Origin of the sequence: Nostoc sp. KVJ3, assembly GCF_026127265.1 — a bacterium.
GTDB lineage: Bacteria > Cyanobacteriota > Cyanobacteriia > Cyanobacteriales > Nostocaceae > Nostoc.
The window spans coordinates 725337-743367 of the sequence record NZ_WWFG01000002.1 but is presented as its reverse complement, the minus strand read 5'-3'; the positions used below and the strand labels follow the sequence as shown (position 1 = coordinate 743367).

The 18031-nt window shown below is 44.1% G+C and carries 15 protein-coding genes; 3 read left to right on the top strand and 12 right to left on the bottom strand.

All coding sequences use genetic code 11. From position 1 onward, the window contains the following. Positions 1-37: 37 nt before the first annotated feature. Positions 38-2212 carry a type I DNA topoisomerase gene (gene topA, locus GTQ43_RS19280; protein WP_265274379.1) on the bottom strand — a complete coding sequence of 725 codons (2175 nt, stop codon included), beginning with the start codon at positions 2210-2212 and terminating at the stop codon, positions 38-40. Positions 2213-2635: 423 nt separating this feature from the next. On the opposite strand from topA, the gene GTQ43_RS19275 reads away from it, so the two are divergent. The 3 genes from GTQ43_RS19275 to GTQ43_RS19265 all read left to right on the top strand — a co-directional run bounded on the left by GTQ43_RS19275 (position 2636) and on the right by GTQ43_RS19265 (position 4839). After that, on the top strand, positions 2636-3988 hold the full coding sequence (locus tag GTQ43_RS19275; RefSeq protein ID WP_265274378.1) for an AAA family ATPase: 1353 nt from the start codon (positions 2636-2638) through the stop codon (positions 3986-3988). Next, the gene (locus GTQ43_RS19270) at positions 3985-4503 is read left to right on the top strand and encodes a DUF4435 domain-containing protein (protein ID WP_265274377.1); all 519 of its coding nucleotides are present in this window, start codon (positions 3985-3987) and stop codon (positions 4501-4503) included. Before GTQ43_RS19275 ends, GTQ43_RS19270 begins: the two co-directional genes overlap by 4 nt. Positions 4504-4572: 69 nt before the next feature. Next, on the top strand, positions 4573-4839 hold the full coding sequence (locus GTQ43_RS19265; protein WP_265274376.1) for a hypothetical protein: 267 nt from the start codon (positions 4573-4575) through the stop codon (positions 4837-4839). On the opposite strand, the gene GTQ43_RS19260 is transcribed toward GTQ43_RS19265, so the two are convergent. The 11 genes from GTQ43_RS19260 to pstB all read right to left on the bottom strand — a co-directional run bounded on the left by GTQ43_RS19260 (position 4814) and on the right by pstB (position 17998). Continuing rightward, entirely contained in the window at positions 4814-4999 is a 186-nt protein-coding gene (locus GTQ43_RS19260) for a hypothetical protein (RefSeq protein ID WP_265274375.1), read from the bottom strand. The genes GTQ43_RS19265 and GTQ43_RS19260 overlap by 26 nt on opposite strands. A gap of 210 nt (positions 5000-5209) precedes the next feature. Beyond that, positions 5210-7090 (bottom strand): ABC transporter ATP-binding protein, encoded by a 1881-nt coding sequence (locus GTQ43_RS19255; RefSeq protein WP_265274374.1) that lies wholly within the window; start codon positions 7088-7090, stop codon positions 5210-5212. Positions 7091-7389: 299 nt separating this feature from the next. After that, positions 7390-8523, bottom strand: a complete 1134-nt coding sequence (locus GTQ43_RS19250) for an aldo/keto reductase (protein WP_265274373.1) — start codon at positions 8521-8523, stop codon at positions 7390-7392. A gap of 21 nt (positions 8524-8544) precedes the next feature. Continuing rightward, positions 8545-9183 (bottom strand): dienelactone hydrolase family protein, encoded by a 639-nt coding sequence (locus GTQ43_RS19245; RefSeq protein ID WP_265274372.1) that lies wholly within the window; start codon positions 9181-9183, stop codon positions 8545-8547. Positions 9184-9219: 36 nt separating this feature from the next. Further along, positions 9220-10722, bottom strand: a complete 1503-nt coding sequence (locus GTQ43_RS19240) for an FAD-dependent oxidoreductase (RefSeq protein ID WP_265274371.1) — start codon at positions 10720-10722, stop codon at positions 9220-9222. Between the two features lie 39 nt (positions 10723-10761). Further along, positions 10762-12300, bottom strand: coding sequence for an amidohydrolase family protein (locus GTQ43_RS19235; RefSeq protein ID WP_265274370.1), 1539 nt, complete (start codon positions 12298-12300; stop codon positions 10762-10764). 240 nt (positions 12301-12540) lie between these two features. Continuing rightward, the gene (locus tag GTQ43_RS19230) at positions 12541-13905 is read right to left on the bottom strand and encodes an LLM class flavin-dependent oxidoreductase (protein WP_265274369.1); all 1365 of its coding nucleotides are present in this window, start codon (positions 13903-13905) and stop codon (positions 12541-12543) included. Between the two features lie 734 nt (positions 13906-14639). After that, positions 14640-15563 (bottom strand): DUF928 domain-containing protein, encoded by a 924-nt coding sequence (locus GTQ43_RS19225; protein ID WP_265274368.1) that lies wholly within the window; start codon positions 15561-15563, stop codon positions 14640-14642. Between the two features lie 130 nt (positions 15564-15693). Further along, a complete protein-coding gene (locus tag GTQ43_RS19220) occupies positions 15694-16647 on the bottom strand; it encodes an isoaspartyl peptidase/L-asparaginase (protein ID WP_265274366.1) in 954 nt (317 codons plus the stop codon). Further along, positions 16647-16841: a DUF2256 domain-containing protein gene (locus tag GTQ43_RS19215; protein ID WP_265274365.1), complete on the bottom strand. Its 195-nt coding sequence runs from the start codon at positions 16839-16841 to the stop codon at positions 16647-16649. The genes GTQ43_RS19220 and GTQ43_RS19215 overlap by 1 nt, the downstream gene beginning before the upstream one ends. A 350-nt stretch (positions 16842-17191) precedes the next feature. Beyond that, positions 17192-17998: a phosphate ABC transporter ATP-binding protein PstB gene (gene pstB / locus GTQ43_RS19210; protein WP_265274364.1), complete on the bottom strand. Its 807-nt coding sequence runs from the start codon at positions 17996-17998 to the stop codon at positions 17192-17194. Positions 17999-18031 lie beyond the last annotated feature (33 nt).

Below are 18031 nucleotides of genomic sequence, written 5' to 3'. Positions count from 1 at the left end.
CCCCGTCACAAAACATAATTACGAATTACGAATTATTTCAATCGCGTCTCTTAACCCCTAAGTCCCCAAATTTAGGACTCCACCATCCATTTTGTGTATTGAAATAAGCTACATCTTTATGTTTAGTATCTTGACGCGATTGTGAATCAGAACATCGCAACATTTTCTTACTCTGTCCCTCTTTGATGTAACTGTACTCCTCTAGAGGTTTCTTACATACTGGACAAGGATATTCCGTTATCTTTACGGGAGGCTTTTGTTGATTTTCAGCCTCAACTGCTTTAGTTTGTGGTGGCTGCCAAGTCTTGTTAAAGTCGCTCCAAAATAGCACGACATCACAGCCTTTTGTACATTTGAGAAAATATTTCTTTTTAACCTTAGTACTGGGAATTTTGGCAAGACAACTTTTGCATTCAGGGCATCGCGTCCTGGAAGTTTCATATTTGCGCTCAGTTATTACATTAACTTTACCTGTTGGGGAACTCGCAACTACAGTTTTAGCTTTGGTGAGTGCTGGGACAAAGTAATTCTGATTCCAACTAGTTAAATAATGCTGCCAAGAATTCTTTCCTTCGGAAATGGCATCAAGGGCATCTTCCATTTTTGCTGTGAATTCCGCCTCTAGTAAATCTGGCAGTGCTTTGAGCAAAAACGCATCAACTTCTAACCCTAACGCTGTCGGTTGCAGATGGTCTTTTTTCAACTCCACATAATTTCGTTTTTTTAAAGTAGCAACAGTAGGAGCATAGGTACTTGGGCGACCAATTCCTTTCCGTTCCATCAGTTGCACTAATTTTGGTTCACTATAACGCGGTGGTGGCTGAGTTTGCTTCTTTTCATGTCCAGCATTTTCCAGTTTCAATGGTTGTCCCTGTTGTAATGAAGGTAAAACACTATCCTTGCTGAGATTATTCCAGTAGCGAGCATAACCGTAAAATTCAATTACTTGCCCTCTGGCTGACCACAGTAGAGAACCAGACTGAGTAATCACCAAAGTTTTACGCAATTGTGCGGCCTTGCATTGAGAAGCAATTGACCGTTTCCAAATCATTACATAGAGATTAAACTCATCATCAGGAAGTTCTAAACGCAATTGAACTGAGGGACGAAATACATCCGTTGGTCGAATCGCCTCATGTGCTTCTTGAGCCGATTTGCTACTGCGATGCTTGGCAACTTGCGTCGGTACATTCGGCGGGTCATTTTGCTCTAACCATTTCCGGGCGCTGGCACAAAATTCTGGACTCAGCATTACTGAGTCTGTTCGCATATATGTAATCAGCCCAGCCTCATAGAGTTTTTGAGCAACAACCATAGTTTTGTCAGGAGCAAACCTCAGCTTTGAACCGGCTGCTTGCTGAAGGCTAGAAGTTGTAAATGGTGGCGGTGGCTGGCGATTAACGATTTTTCCTTCAAAATGAATCACCTGATGAGGATGTCGCTGTGCTTCTTCAACTAGACGTGTAGCCTCTGCTTCGGAAAGAACACGCTTAGACTCTGGTGTTTCTGGACTATTACCTACCTTTGCGTCATCGTGAGTTTCAGTCTCTTGCTCTGCTGCATCTTTAGCAGAATCAACCGTCCCTTTGTAAAAAGCCCGAAATCCTTCAGCATAATCTACCCAGACACTCCAGTAATCTTGGGGGACAAAAGCCAGAATTTCGTTTTCTCGCTGACAAATCAGGTGTAATGTCGCGCTTTGGACTCTGCCAACACTCTTAGCGCCGTTATTTAATGCCCAAACTAAAGGACTACCCTTATAGCCTACCAACTTGTCTAGGCAATCTCGACACAACCCAGCACCGATTAAATTTTGATCTAGTTTTCTAGGATTAGCGATCGCACTCTGTACCGCCGATGCTGTAATCTCAGTATAAATTACCCGTTTTGGTTCCCTTAAACCCAGCGTTTCTTTGAGGTGCCAAGCGATTGTTTCGCCTTCCCGGTCTGGGTCAGTTGCTAAAACAACTTCATCAACCTGCCTCACCGCAGACTTGAGTTTCTGGATTGTTTCTTTGGCTCGTTGGTCGCGCGGGATGTAGTTGCATCTGACATTATTGCCATCCATGACAAAGCCCAAGGAATCGTCCCCTTCATTGCTGAGTTCTCGGATATGGCCACAACTAGCGAGAACTTTCCAATCTGCACCCAGAATTTGACTGAGTTTTTTGACTTTTCCGGGAGACTCGACCACAAGGAGGCGTTTGATCATAGCAACTGCATTCTTGATTCTGAGTAATACACTGGCAATTGCAATTAGCGATGGCTGCGCCAACGCCAAGGGCGAACGCCTATTTTCGTGATATGGATTTTGTAGAATACTGTACCAAAAAGCTTGGGAGATTGCTTAACTCAGTTTAGAGGAAATGATGCCTGATTGTGCGATCGCTCTTGGAACTGGCGCAACTACTATGATTTTAGCCTCAACAACCTAGTTAAACAGGGGAAAATCTTTAGCAAGATCCCGCAAGGTGTGCCGGCTACCCTTCGGTAATGCCTAAAAGTGAATCGACGACCAAAACTTTCTAATAAAGAGGACATAAAAGAATGCTACTCTGTGTTTCTTGTACTTTCCAGAGAAAGATAGAAGTTACAATCAAAGTCATGAAGCCAATGCTTATAGGACTAAATGACTATGCCAATTAAGGAAATTTCTGTCAGTGGCTTATTTGGAATTTTTGACCATGTGATTCCATTGAATATAGATGAACGGATCACCATCATTCATGGCCCAAATGGTTTTGGAAAAACAGCCATATTAAGAATTTTGAATAGCTTTTTTAATTCTCAATACTCAGAGCTTAGAGCTATCCCATTTAAAAAGTTTCAAGTTGCATTTGATGATAGTAGTAGTATTGAAATAATAAAAAATACTGAGAATGCAGAGCAGTCTGAAAATAAGAATATTGGCTTCAATTTTTATCAGCCTGATTCCGAAGCAGTTTATTTTTCTCTAAAGTCACCAAAGATTCGCTCTGATAGAGGATTTCCGATTATACTTGAAAATTCTGTTATACAAGAAATGCCTTATACTCTAAAATCGCTGGATAATCGCATTGGAGAAATTACTTTTTATGAACAAGCTCTAGAAATTGTTGATAATTTATCGTCCTCAAACTTGAAGTCACAAGAAGCCACTCCTGATTGGCTAGAAAAATTGCAAAGCAATATTCATATTCGCCTCATTGAATCACAACGTTTGCTTAATTTTGTTCCTAACCATTCTTCTAGACGGTCTGCTGAAACACCTTCAATGTTGTCAACTGTGTCTGCCTATTCTGATGAACTTGCTAAACTGATGCAAGAAAAATTTAAAGAATACGGTACAATATCTCAATCTCTTGACAGAACTTTTCCAGTTAGAGTAGTGAAGCAACAATCATCCGTAGATTTAACAGATGAACAACTTCGAGATCAATTAAACGAACTTGAAGCAAATCGCTCTCGTCTAATAGAAGTAGGTCTTTTGGATAAAGATGAAGATTCAGAATTTCAAATCCAGCCTCAAGATATAGATGAAAGTACCAAGAATGCTTTGTCGGTATATGTTGAAGATGTGGAAAAGAAGTTGAGTGTTTTTGCTGAAATAGCAAGTAAAATCGAATTATTAAGGAAAATTATTAATAATAAGTTTGCCTACTCCTACAAAGAAATAAATTTTAGTAAAGAGAAGGGATTTGTTTTTACAACACTTTATAAATCATCATTATCTAATTCAAAAACTCTTTCACCAGCAGATTTATCATCTGGTGAGCAACATGAGTTAGTTCTTCTATATGAACTATTATTTAAAGTCCAGCCTAACTCTCTAGTCTTAATTGATGAGCCGGAATTATCCCTTCATGTAGGATGGCAGGTTCAGTTTTTAAAAGACTTACAAGATATTACCCAGCTTGCAGATTTAAATATACTAATGGCTACTCATTCACCAGATATTATTCAAGATCGCTGGGATTTGACGGTTGAACTGAAAGGGCCACACAAGTGAGAGATTTTCTGACAGTTGACCGTGTTGCTAACCAAATTCGATTACGACGAAGCACATATACTGGAACTTTTTTGTTAGTGGAAGGAAGTTCTGATAAAACTTTCTATAAGCGGTTTGTTGACCAATTAGTTTGTGAGTTAGTCGAAACATCGGGTAAGCAGCGTGCTATTGAAATTCTAAAAATTTTGGAACAATCAAATTTTCAGGGAGTTTTAGCGATTGTTGATGCAGATTTTGATCGCTTTGAAACTTTGTTATATACTAGCCCTAATCTGCTTTGTACCGATAGCCATGACCTTGAAACTATGCTGATTAACTCACCAGCATTTAACAAAGTACTGGCTGAATTTGGTTCTGAAAAGAAAATTGCCCAGTTTACTCAAGACGTAAGATTAGTATTAATTAAAAATGCGATGTCTGTAGGTTATTTACTTTGGATATCTAAATGTGATGGATTAAATCTAACCTTTGAGGGTATTACATTTAGCAAGTTTATTAATGAGCAAACTCTGTAAATTGATGAATTTAAGCTGATTCAAGAGATTAAAAATAAATCTCAAGCTTTCTCTTTGAACGAGAAAGATATGCAAGAACGGCTAAAGAGTCAGAAAAGCAATAATCACGATCCTTGGCAAATTTGCTGTGGTCATCATTTGGTGGAGATTCTGTCATTTGGTTTACGTAAAGTACTTGGCTCTAACAAAGCTGCTGATGTTGAACCGAACAGTCTTGAGCGTAGTTTGCGGCTTGCTTATGAAGAAATCTACTTTTACCATACACAACTATACTTGGACATTCGGACATGGGAAAGTAAGAATCAGCCATTTAGGGTTTTGCGGAATTACACATAATGCCAAATTCGTAAAGTATGTGTAGTGTTGTCATTTTTGATATGCGATCGCTTGAAGAATGTTGGTGTCGGTAGAAAATCAGGCGATCGCATTCATCATCTTTCATCCCGATCGCATTTCCTGTTTCTCTACCAGGTTGACTTACAGCAGTAATTAGCAAAAATTGATGCTGTCTGCGCTAAAGGATTCTCATGGAGACGGTTTGCGATCGCACTACAAGCTTAAATTAATGTATTAGCCGCCTTGTTAATGCGTTGGCTTGCATTGTTAATGTATCGGTTTACATTGTTAATGCGTTGGCTTGCATTGTTAATGTATCGGCTTAGATTGTTAATGCATTGGCTTGCATAAGCTAACCTACTCGAAAATATCAAGCAATCATTCCCTCTTCGACGTTATCCGCACCAGTACGAGTATCGCGTATAGGTTCCTCGCCGAGATTTTCCGGTAGAAATCCACCTGCTTGCATTTTCCATAACCTGTGGTAAGCGCCGCCGAGTGCCAGCAGTTTTGTGTGGGAACCATCTTCGATAATGCGACCTTTGTCGAACACCAAAATCCGGTCTAGATGCACAATGGTAGATAGTCGATGAGCTACTACAATGACCGTTTTCCCATTCATTGCTAGATCGAGGGTATCTTGGATCGCTTTTTCGGTGATTGAATCGAGACTAGAGGTAGCTTCATCTAAAATGAGGATGGGCGCATCTTTGAGGATGACGCGAGCGATCGCAATCCGTTGTCTCTGCCCTCCAGATAACTTAACACCACGTTCGCCCACGAGAGAATTGTAACCATCTTTACTTTGAGCGATGAAATCATGAGCATGAGCCTTTCGCGAGGCTTCGATCACTTCCTCGTCAGTTGCATCCAAGCGTCCGTAACGAATATTTTCTAGTAGCGTCCGATGGAATAAAGATGGATCTTGGGGAATTAAGCTGATCTGTGCGTGTAGTGCATCCTGAGTCATATCTCGAATATCGACCCCATCAATAATAATCTGTCCAGATTGTGGGTCGAACAAACGCAAAATCAAATTGACGAAGCTGGATTTTCCCGAACCAGAAAAGCCTACCAATCCTACACGTTGTCCCGGTTGGATGGTGACAGAAAGGTTGTGAAAAACTTTCTTCTCCTCGGAGTAGTTGAAGTTCACGCGGCGAAATTCAATCTTACCTTGGGTAATTGGGTGAGCGATCGCGCGATCGCTATCAATCAATTCGTGGGGTTGAACGATAATAAAAACACCATTGGCGACATTACCGATATGTTCAAAAAATTCTAGAAATCGTTTACTCAAATTACGCGCTTCACTGATGATTAATAAAGACAGGCTGGTTGCGACGACGAAATCAGCAGTTGCGATCTTCCCTTGACTCCAGAGGGAGAGTGAGTAATACAGGGTGCTAATTTTCAGAATGGCTGCTGAGATGAACTGAAACCAGCGAATTCGCTCCGAATACCAATTAGACTGTCTCACCTCTTTGATTTCACGCCTTAATTGGTCATTCAAATAGTGTCGTTCAAAACCCAAGCGAGCAAACAGTCGGCTACTGGTGAGATTTGTTACCGAATCTACAATGATGCCAGTTGTCTCACTTCTGGCGGCTGCGGCTTTTCGGGAGTAAATTCGGCAGCGAGTTGCCAGCCAGAACGAAATACTGATAAAGAGAACTGCCCATATTCCCACGAGTGCAGCCAACGGAGGATAGGCGCGATACAGTATCGTCGTGGCGACGGTATACACAACGATTACTGGCATAAATTCAGTAATCATCATTTGCATCGTCTGGGTAACACCCAGAGAGGTTTCGCTAATCCGATGTGCCAAAGCCCCGGAAAAACTGCTACTCATGTAGCGATGGGAATGGTGTTGTAAGTAAGCATAGAGCGATCGCACAATATGCTGTCGGTGGATTGGATGAAGGATGGTTTGCAAGAGTCCAGCCGATCGCCCGAATATCACTTCACCTACACTCAAAGCGATAAACAGCATTAGGGGTTGCCTCATGGCATCAAAAATAGGCTGACTATTACCCGTTGATTTCGTCACGCCCCGGATGATCTCACCAATGGCATAAGGTAACATAATGCCACAGGTTGCGTGTATTACCTCCAGGATCACCATTAACACATACCACCAACGGAACTGATTCACGAAATACAAAATGAACCTGAATGGAGTTGATGGTAGGCTTGGTGCATCAGCAGCACGTTGAAATGATTTGAATTGTCTGGTTTTTTTCGTCATGAGAAGCAATCCACTAGCTGAGTAATTCGTAATTCGTAGTTAAAAGAGTCAGATTGAATCTAGGTTTCTATCTATCTATTGGTTGATTTTTTAGTATTAGGGTAAGTTGTGTTAAATAAAATCATTTGTAATTAACAAATTATGGGGATTTAAGTCCACTACTTATAACCAAGCGGCAAGTTTTGTACCGACGTATAAATCCTCCTTGTAAACTGAATTACGAATTACGTTAGCGTAGCGGTAGCGAGTCCGCGAGCGTCATTACGAATTACGAATTATTGTCCTCACTCCCTTAATCCCTAACGTAGAGAATCTCCCCTGCGGTATTCGGCGGTTATGTCGTCTAACTTTTGCTTCAAACTGTCGTCGAGTTTTAGTTCCACTGCCTTCAGGTTGTCAGCAAGTTGTTGTGGGCGGCTAGCGCCAATGATGGGGGCAGTGATAATGGGATTAGATAAAACCCAAGCTACTGCTAGGGTGGTGAGAGAAAATCCGGCGTGATCCGCGACTGTGCGTAATTCTTGGACAGTATTAAACTCGCGATCGTGCCAGTAGCGATCTTGATAACGTTCTGCGGCAGCGCCTAGCGTGAAACGTGTACCGGTGGTGGGGCCTTCAGCGAGAATGTGTTTGCCGGTGAGCAGACCACCCGCCAAGGGATTGTAAGAAATTACACCCAATCCTTCTTCTTTCGCTAGGGGCAATAGTTCTCGCTCAATTTCACGGAACAACAGGTTGTAGCGGGGCTGAATTGAGATAAACTTAGTTACATTGCGCGTCTCGGCGCGACCCAAGGCGCGGGCGAGTCGGTAGGCTAAGAAGTTGGAAACCCCGATGTAGCGCACTTTGCCAGCACGAACTATCGCGTCCAGTGCTTCCAAGGTTTCATCAAGGGGGGTGGAGGCATCGTCAGAGTGCAATTGGTACAGGTCGATATAGTCGGTTCCCAGTCGTCGCAAGGAAGCATTGATCGCATCTAGAATATGTTTACGCGAAGCCCCCTGATCCCAAGGTGCAGGGCCGACTCGACCAACGCACTTGGTAGCTAAAATAAAATGTTCGCGTTTGCCTTTGAGCCAGCGCCCAACGATTTCTTCGGTACGCCCAGCAGTGGCAAGTCCGCCGCCAAGTGGATAAACATCGGCTGTATCTAAAAAGTTGATGCCCCCATCGGCGGCGGTATCGAGGATATCTCTAGAAGTTTCTTCGTCAGTCTGCAATCCAAAGGTCATAGTGCCCAGACAAAGACGGGAAACAGTTAATCCAGTTTTTCCGAGATTGGTAGTTGGTAAAGTCATGGGAATTGGGAATTGGGAATGGGGATCGGGAATGGGAAATGGGGAATTGAGAAAACTTTTCTTTTGTCTCTCACTCCCCAGTCCTAGAGCGCTGATTCTTCTGCACTGACTTTTGGGGTTTTGTGCGTCAGACAACTAAGGCAGTGTTGCGACGGCTCAGGGAAACCAGCCACTGTTGCAACTTCGGATCGCCGTATACCTCATCTGCAATAAAATGATCGCCGTTAGGCAACACTGTGAAATCAACTTTCCCCCTACTTTGCGTAGGCGATCAACAAAATGCTCTGTATCCTCAATCGGCAGATTTTTGTCCTGTCCACCTTGGAATATCTGAACAGGAATGTCTTTGAGTACAGCTAGTTCGCTTTCTTCTAATGTCTTCGGTACACGGCCAGATACAGGTACTAGACCTGCGAAGCGATCGGGATGCAAAGCAGCGATATGCCAGATCCCCGCCGAACCTAAGCTGAAACCGGCTAATATCACCCGCGCTGGATCGACGGGTTGGGAAGCGATCAATTCATCCAGTAAAGCAAGCACATCATCAGCTCGATCTGCCCAAGTCTGTTCTTCTGGAATCTGGGGTGCAGCAAATACATAAGGTAAGGAGTTAGATGAATCCACGAAACGAGGTAGACCCCATTTCAGTAGCACATTCAAATCCGTCCCGCGATCGCGTCCTCCGTGGAGAAATAGAACTAAGGGTGCAGGTTGTTTAGCATTGTCAGAAACAGGTGAGAAAAGATAAGGCAAGGAACCATTGCTAGTGTCGTGAGAGCGTTGTTCAACTGGCATAGTCGTGACTCCTAATTTATATTGGGCATTGGGCCATTAGTTAACCGCAGCCTTAACAGGCTGTTTCCACACTGCGGCTGTGTACAACGAGGCATCGAAGTCTGGCGCGATGTTGTCGCCCGTGATCCGTGCCTCGTGTAGCGTCCAGTCGGCGAAGAATAAGTCATGGCTAATGCGTTCCACCACCGCAGGTACGTCGCGCCGGATGCTGGGCACATCGCCGATGGGTAGTCCGAAGCTCACAAAGCCGGCTGGGTTAAAGACGTGGATATCCTTGAGGTAAGGGGCGCTACCAGGCACTTTTTCCTGGTATTCGTGGGCGCTGCCGAGGTAAGGGTGTGTGCCTAAATCGTCGGCGCGTTGGTCAGATGGTGGTTCATAGCGATCGCGCCAAAGTGCAATATGCTGTGCAAAGTCAGCTAGTTCTGTCCGCGCCGTCGGATCAACAAAATAGCCAGTACCAGCGATCGCAAAATCGAACTCGAAAACATCGTCGTTCACCTGCGCGACGATGCGGCCGCCCTTCTCCTGTAACGATCTCCACGTCGCCGACAGGTGTAGATGGAAGTTGGGGAAGGCGATCGCCCGTTCAATTGCGTCGGATGGGGGCGTAGAACCAACTTGACGAAAGCGCCAAGCCTGAAACCACCGGGCTGCATCGGGCAGTTCTGGATAGTTGTAGTAAGCGCCAGGATACCCACGCACCCGATTTATGGGCAGCGATGCGATCGCAGGTCGCCGCGCAAACAGATGCACCGCCTTTGCTCCCGATTCGAGTGCTACCCCTGCGGCATCAAAAGCCGAAGCCGCAGCGCCCAGCACTGCCACAGTCTTGCCGCGTAGCGCGGTGAAGTCGATGGCATCAGAGGTGTGTGCATACAGAGTGGGCGGTAAACCAGCTAGTACCGGTGGCACGTAGGGGCCACCAGTACCAGCCACTCCGTTAGCGAAGATAATCTTGCGCGTGGTTTCCACTTGCGCGACACCGTTCACCTCAAGATGTAGGCGAAAAAAACCTTCCACTGGCTCGATTCGCACTAGCCGCGTCTTGTAGCGAACCGGGATGCCCAGGAACTGCCGATACCAACTTAAATATTCAGCCCACAGCAAGCGAGGGATGCGATCGATCGCTACGTAAGCCTCGGCACCATGTCGCGCCTCGTACCAAGCCTGAAATGATAGCGCCGGGATACCAAGTTCGGGGCCAGGTAAATTCTTCGGTGTGCGTAGTTTCTTCATCCGCGCTCGATTGAGCCATACGCCAGCATGGGCTTCGTCGTCGGCCGCATCGATTACCGTCACACGGCCGATGCCGGCACGCCGCAGCGCAAATGCAAAGGTGCTACCGCTACCACTACCACCCACTACCGTAACGTTGTGATCCACGCCTGGGCGGTCGGGTATCCAGTTGTCGGGATCGGGGCCGATTAGGCGTAGTGCCTCGCGCGCCCCAAAATTAGGGTCAGTTGTTATTGTCATATCGATCTCCCAGGCTGAAATGCTATGAAGATGAGGGGGACAAAGAGGAATAATTTTCATTTTTCTCCCTCATCTCCCCCCACTCCCTCTTCTCACCTTTTACGCCACCACCAGACTCTTATCTACTTGGTTAAATTCGGTGTTATTTACCTTGGATTCGATCGCAGTACCCTTAAAGAATTCGGGGTTAGCTTGGGTGTAAAACTTGTAGGGATTAGCGAATACATAAGATTTAAAGTCGGCTTCAGAAATAACGCCTTCTTGAACCAAATCCCAGCTTTCAGCCAAGGGGGAAGTCAAATCTGGCACATCCCAGTGACCAACATCGGAGGAATAGATGGCGTTGATCTTGACTCCCAAAGGATTGGCTTTGTCATTAAATGCCGTAGCGATGGTGCGATCGTCGGACTCGGAACCAAAGAAGAAACTGTTCACCCAGCGATCGCGAATATCCTCAATTGTTTCAATCCCTGCTGCGGCAAAATCGTCCAATTCGCTACCAATTGGCGCACGGCTATGACGGCTGAATGAAGCTCCCAGTACAGTCTTAGTCAATTCATCCTTATCTAGGGAATGCCCTTGAGTAACTTCTGCACCGTATTGCTCAAATATCTCAAATAGCTCATCGGCATTTGTCAACGCTGGATTGTAGTTTTCCAGTGCTTTGACATTACGTTTAGAGAAACGATCTACCAAATGAATGTAGACGCGGGCACCCCAATCTGCGCCACCTTCCAGCATCGCTACACGCAACTGTGGAAAACGCTTGGTAACACCACCAAAGAACAACGCTTTCGCAAAGGCTTCCGAACCATCGGCAAAGTGACCGATATGGTTATTCATGTAGTTACTGATGGAGGAACGTCCAGTCCAACCCTGACTGCCGTAATGGGTGGTGACGGGTACGCCTAATTCCACAACTTTCGCCCAGAAGGGATCGTAGTCGTATTCACTATCTAGTCCGTAGAAGTCGATATAAGAGGCATATTTGGCGATTTCGGGGAATTTATCGGCTGGATATTTATCAGCGATCGCTTTAATCGGACGTTTTACCCCGCCAGTAATATTAATTACTTTTAAGCCGAGTGTTTTTACTGCAAACTCTAGCTCCTCAATGCCTTCTTCGGGAGTAGTTAATGGGATACCAGCTACCGGTGTCAGGCGATCGCTATATTTCCGGTAGATATCAGCATGATAGTGATTGACCGCGCGTTGCAGTGCTTGCCGATTCTCTGCGCTGGCTCCAGCCGGTGCTAAGACATTATTCGGAAACAGTACTGAATAGTCTGACCCTTGCTCCGCTTGACGTTCATAGAGGAGTCCGGGGAGGGTGTAAGTAGCGAGATCCAATGTATTTTTAGTAACTCTAGCCCACCAAGGCGATCGGATGGTGCGGTTGTATTGACGTTCTTCAGGGGTTTGTTGATACCAGTCTTTACCATTACTTTTGGAATTAAGACGGGAAGCTTCGGTTTTACGTAATTCGTCTACGAGTTTCACGCCGCCGTACTTGGCAATGTAATCCTCAAAAGCTGGGGTAAAATCATTAGTGTGAACGTCGGTGTCAATTACTGGATAATCAAGGGTTGCTCTAATTGCGGCGGAGCGTGAGGTCTTTAAGCGGCTATATTCAGTCATGTTTTTTCCTTTAAAAAATTACAAGGTTTTTCTATCTGTTGGTTAGTGTCTTAAGACTTACGCAAGAACTCTCTGAAACTCTTATTTCTCCGTGTCGCGCAAGTTGCTACAAGTCGGGGAACCCGCCCAACGCACTGGCTTCTCTGCGTCCTCTGCGGTTCGATTCCGGGTTCTGTAAGGCGGCGATCTACAGAAAGTGCGGTTTAAAAGGTATGGTTTAAGCATTTGCAAAAAATTTATTTACGCCAACACAAGACTCTTATCCACCTGTTTTGCAGCAAAACGATTCACCGGACGACGCAATCCCAGATTTTCACGCAAGGTACTACCCTCGTATTCGGTACGGAACAATCCGCGTTTTTGTAAGATGGGAACGACTAGGTTAATGAATTCATCCAACCCTGTAGGCAGAATGGGCGGCATGATATTAAAGCCATCTGCTGCACCGTTGCTGAACCATTCTTCTAGCTGGTCGGCAATGGTTTCGGGAGTACCAAGTATGGTGCGATGTCCTCGTGCAGTGGCAAGAGAGAGATACAACTGGCGCAGTGTGAGAGTGTTACGAGTCGCCAAATCTCTAACTAGTTTAAGACGACTCTTATTTGTGTTGGTGTCGCTGGGTAGTTCAGGAGCCAGATCATCTAAAGAATATTTTGACAGATCGACACCTTTGTAATAGTTCTTTAAAATCCCCCAGGCGACATCAGGATGAATCAGCGATTGCAGGAATTCGTACTTCTCTTGAGCTTCTTCTTCAGTACGGCCAATGATTGGGAAAGCACCAGGCATAATTTTTAGGTCATCTGGCGATCGCCCATATTGTGCTAGTCTTCCTTTGACATCAGCATAAAATTCTTGGGCATCAGCTAGGGTTTGATTGGCGGTGAAAATCACCTCGGCGGTGCGTGCAGCCAAGTCCCGTCCCGATTCGGAGGCTCCGGCTTGAACAATTACGGGGTAGCCTTGGGGTGGACGACCGACGTTTAAAGGGCCTTTAACAGAAAAATATTTGCCCTTGTGGTTGAGTGTATGCAGTTTATCTGGGTCGAAATAGACACCAGATTCTTTGTTACGGATGAAAGCATCGTCTTCCCAACTATCCCACAGTCCTTTCACCACTTCCACAAACTCTTCGGCGCGTTCATAACGCTGGCTATGTTCTGGGTGATGCTCAAGTCCAAAATTAAGTGCAGCATTCTCATTGCCTGTAGTGACTACATTCCAGCCCGCGCGGCCGTTACTCAAGTAGTCTAAAGAGGCAAACTTTCGCGCTAAGGTGTAGGGTTCCTCATAAGTAGTCGAGGCGGTAGAAATAAAGCCGATATTTTGGGTAACGGAGGATAAAGCCGAAAAGAGAGTGACTGGCTCGAAATGGGCGATTTTACCGTTGCGATACTGAGTTTCTGGAGAGCCACCCCAGACTCCTGGGCTATCTGCAAGAAAAACTGCATCGAACAAGCCGCGTTGGGCAGTCTGGGTAATTTCCTTATAATGCTCGAAATTCAATCCAGCATCTGCTTGTGCATCAGGGTGTCGCCAAGAGGATACATGATGACCGGTGGCTTGAATGAATGCACCTAAACGAAACTTGCGTGTTGTACTCATAAGCTTTTTTCTTTTCTATAGTGTGATTGCTGATTTGCGTATAGCTAAATGGCTTTTTATGTAATATCAGCGTGCGATCGCTTGGCTAATTTCTAACTGTTTGGCAAACCCTCATGGCTACGAGTGTCTGATGAGTACACAACAATATGTTTGCTTTCAAATGCTGACCTCCAGCACAAAAAATACTCAGATGGCAGATTGATAAAATCCTTTCCATACAAAGCTTTTGGCTAGCATTTACTGCTAACTCAATACTGAAATGTAATAATGAAATGCTTTAAAAACAACTAAATTTACGCTTCAGTTGCTCTACATGGAATCAAATAACCAAACTGTAAGTCAGGTTAATACCAGAGCAAAACTAGGGTTGCTGCTGCTTGGCGCTCGAATTACCATAAATTTATGTAGCAATCTTACTCCGCAAATAGAGTCTACACGATGCATACAAAAAAATATGTACTGACCAACACAATATCATGAAAAACTAATTATTAGATAATCTAATATTAAGTATTGCAAACTAAATGTTAGCGATCGCAGTACATCAAAACAGGACTTACGCAAAAAATAGCCCAAACCTTGAGTTTCCGGTAGGGGCAATTCATGAATTGCCCCTACCGCCTGTGGTTTTGCGTAAGTCCTATATGGTTTAGGATTTTTACCAAATTATGATTAAAAGCACAGTTGAAAACCCGGCTTCTCTATCAAAACCGGGTTTTTAAATAATTTTTAATTTATTGCTGAACAGTACAACAGGGCAATAAAGGCTTGTTTACAACTTCTTTAATCTCTACTGAATTTAACAAATCTTCCCAATATTTCTGAACTTCAGGATCGTTAGGACGCTGACGGCGTAAATTAGCTAAAGTTCTCAGAGAATCTTCCCAAAATCCAGCCGTTGCAAATAAAACTGCACGATCCAAGTCTGTACTTGGTTGGTTTAGCTGAAGAGATAGATTTTCATCTTGCGATCGCACTATTGTACCTTTTACATAAGAGTCTTTATCGCGGTTACTCACATCGCAAATCATTGAAAAAGTCCAATTGTATCCTTTACCGATTTGTAGAGATGCCCGATCGGCAGGTAAATTTATACTAACAATACCATTTTGCTTAACAGGTTTAAAAGTTCCCTTGTACAATGCATCTGGATCGGTACTATCATCATCCCGCAAAACAAATTCTAGTGCTTGCACTGTTGTAAAAGTTTGGGGAACGTAAAAAAAGAATGTGGGATGCTCTGCTGTGGTTCGTTGAGCTTCTTTGTCTGTCGGTGTCAGAGGAATAATATCTTCTCCAGTTTGAAAGCAACCTCCTCGTGTTCCTGCTGACCTTACCCTACCAGGTCTACTTGGGACGAAGGCAATACGATTTTTGCTACGTTGAATGTAACTTGTAACATTTCTAATTGCAGATGTCGCATATCTATCTCCAGGACGCGCTCGCTCTGCTTGCTGAAAATTCAATAAAGCTTTTCGATAATTTCTCCGTCTAGTCTCATTATAGCCAAGTTGCATATATTGGGTGTAAGCAGATTTGGCTTGTGCCAGTTGAGAAACTAACTCTGTTGCCAAAACCTGAGTATTAATCACAGGTTCTAAGGGGAGAAATGCTAAAGCAGCAAGCAGATAGCTTGCCCAAAATTTATGTTTCATCATGTCCATATTCTCTTGTAGTACATTGTTAGGCTATATATAATACAATAGCCTAAGCTTGACATTGACAAGACTTTATGTACCAGTTTATGGAAATGCTAAGGTGGCCTTTAGCTGAGGCGCTGGAATTGATTCAACAATAGCCAATCAGTTCGTTGTCAGTCCATTCTAAGGTGTCACCAATTTTATCACCATCGTGGTAAGCGGCGAGTAAGATTTCGCAGGTTTTACCCCAAGCGATCGCACCACTCACATCTAAAGCGATCGCTCCCAAATCCCGTTTGTTCTGGTGTGCTTCCCCAAAGGATCTTTGCATAGCCTCCTTCAGTGACATCCCATCAGTGACACGCACTACAATCCTTGGTGCTAAACACTCATCGATAATATCTTCCCCAATCCCAGTACAGCTTACACCAGCATTATTAGTAGCATAATTACCTGCTGGCATCGCCGAATCACTTACTCTGCCAATGCGCTCAAATCCCTTACCACCAGTAGAAGTACCAGCAGCTAGGCTACCAGATGCATCTAAAGCTACCACACCAATGGTTCCACGTCCGGCATTGCTGGTTTCTAAGATTTCCGGCTCTGCTACCACGTTAGCCATTGTGCTTTTAAAATTATCTTGGCGTTCTTGTATCCACTCTTGTAACCGCAAATCAGTTAAAGCGTTATAGCTGGGAAGTTGCATTTCCCTAGCCAACTCAGCCGATCCGAAATCTGATAAAACTCGATCTGGAGAGTTTTGTAAAAATTGTGCTAACTCAATGGGATTTTTTACCCGCGAGATATTAATCACACCACTAAACCGCCTTAATGCGCCATCCATCAGGGAAGCACTCATGCGGATTTGACCATCAGATTGCAGGACTGAACCAGTACCAGCATTAAAGCGGGGGTTGTCTTCGAGCATTTGGCAACCATGCACTACCGCCTCAGCAGCAGTTGCTCCTGATAATAACAGAGAATAGACTTCTTCTATAACTGTATGGAGCGATCGGCGCACTGTCTCCAATCCTCCTTTGCTGTGGAGAGAACTACCAGCCCCTCCATGAATAATTAATTTAGGTTGCACCTGTAACTCCATTAATCCATTGCGCTATTTGCGTCTGTGTTGCGGTTAGTTTCATTTTGAGCTTCAGAACGGCGACGACGACAACGTTCTGAGCAATACTTCACATCGTCCCAGCAATCCTGCCACTTTTTACGCCATGTGAAAGGACGTTGACATACCGGACAGATTTTTGTAGGCAGGTCAGATTTAGAACGAACACGCCCCATATAAATACTGTGTATATGAGAATTCTCTCTCTAAATAGAGATGGAAAATAATTATAACCAGTTTCCTACAAACCAAGGAAACTTTTAATAAATAAATATTATGTCAATCTATCTTTAGAAATATTTATGAGCTATATTATTACTTTTGTTGACAGTACTAAAACATTTCATTAATTCATAACGAATTAGCTCAATCTTAACTCTGCGTTCCTTGGCGCTAACCTTTGCGTTCCTTTGCGTTAAAAAAATTACCCACTTATATTAACAAATAAAAAACTAGAGGAATATCGCACAGCTTTAATTTCCGAGTATCCCTCATTGCTCTAACATCAACAATCTAAAATATCTACTTATCCAAATCTGCCACTAACGTAATCTTGGGTATCTTGTTGCTGAGGATTGTTGAAAATTACTTCTGTTGCGTCGTATTCTACCATGTAGCCGTTACGACCTCCTTTATCTGTAGTTTTAACATTAAAAAAGGCCGTCTTATCAGAAACCCGCGCTGCTTGCTGCATATTATGGGTAACGATCACGATGGTATATTGCTCTTTTAGCTGGTGAATTAGTTCTTCAACCCGCAAAGTAGAAATAGGGTCGAGAGCGGAGCAAGGTTCATCCATTAAGATAATTTCCGGTTGGACTGCGATCGCTCTAGCAATACATAAACGCTGTTGTTGTCCACCAGATAAAGATGAACCACTTTGTCGGAGTTTATCTTTGACTTCATCCCACAAAGCCGCTTGGCGCAAACTCCGTTCTACTAATTCGTCCATATTACCTTTGTAGCCGTTGATTTTGGCTCCAAAGGCGATATTGTCATAAATTGATTTGGGAAATGGGTTTGGTCTTTGAAACACCATCCCAATCCGCCGACGCACTTCTACAGGATCGATGTCGGATGCATACAAGTTTTTATCGTAAAATAATATTTTACCTTCTGCCCGAAATGACTCAATCAAGTCATTGAGGCGGTTGTAGCATCGCAACAACGTACTTTTACCACAACCAGAAGGGCCGATAAAGGCTGTCACCTGATTTTTCGGTATATCTAGCCAAATATTCTGTAAGGCTAAAAAGTTACCGTAGTAAATGTTGAGGTTTTCGGTGCGTAAAACGGTTTGAGTATCGTTCACTGTGCTAGTATTGGTAGCCATAAATTAAGTGCAGTATTATTTTTAGCGATCCAA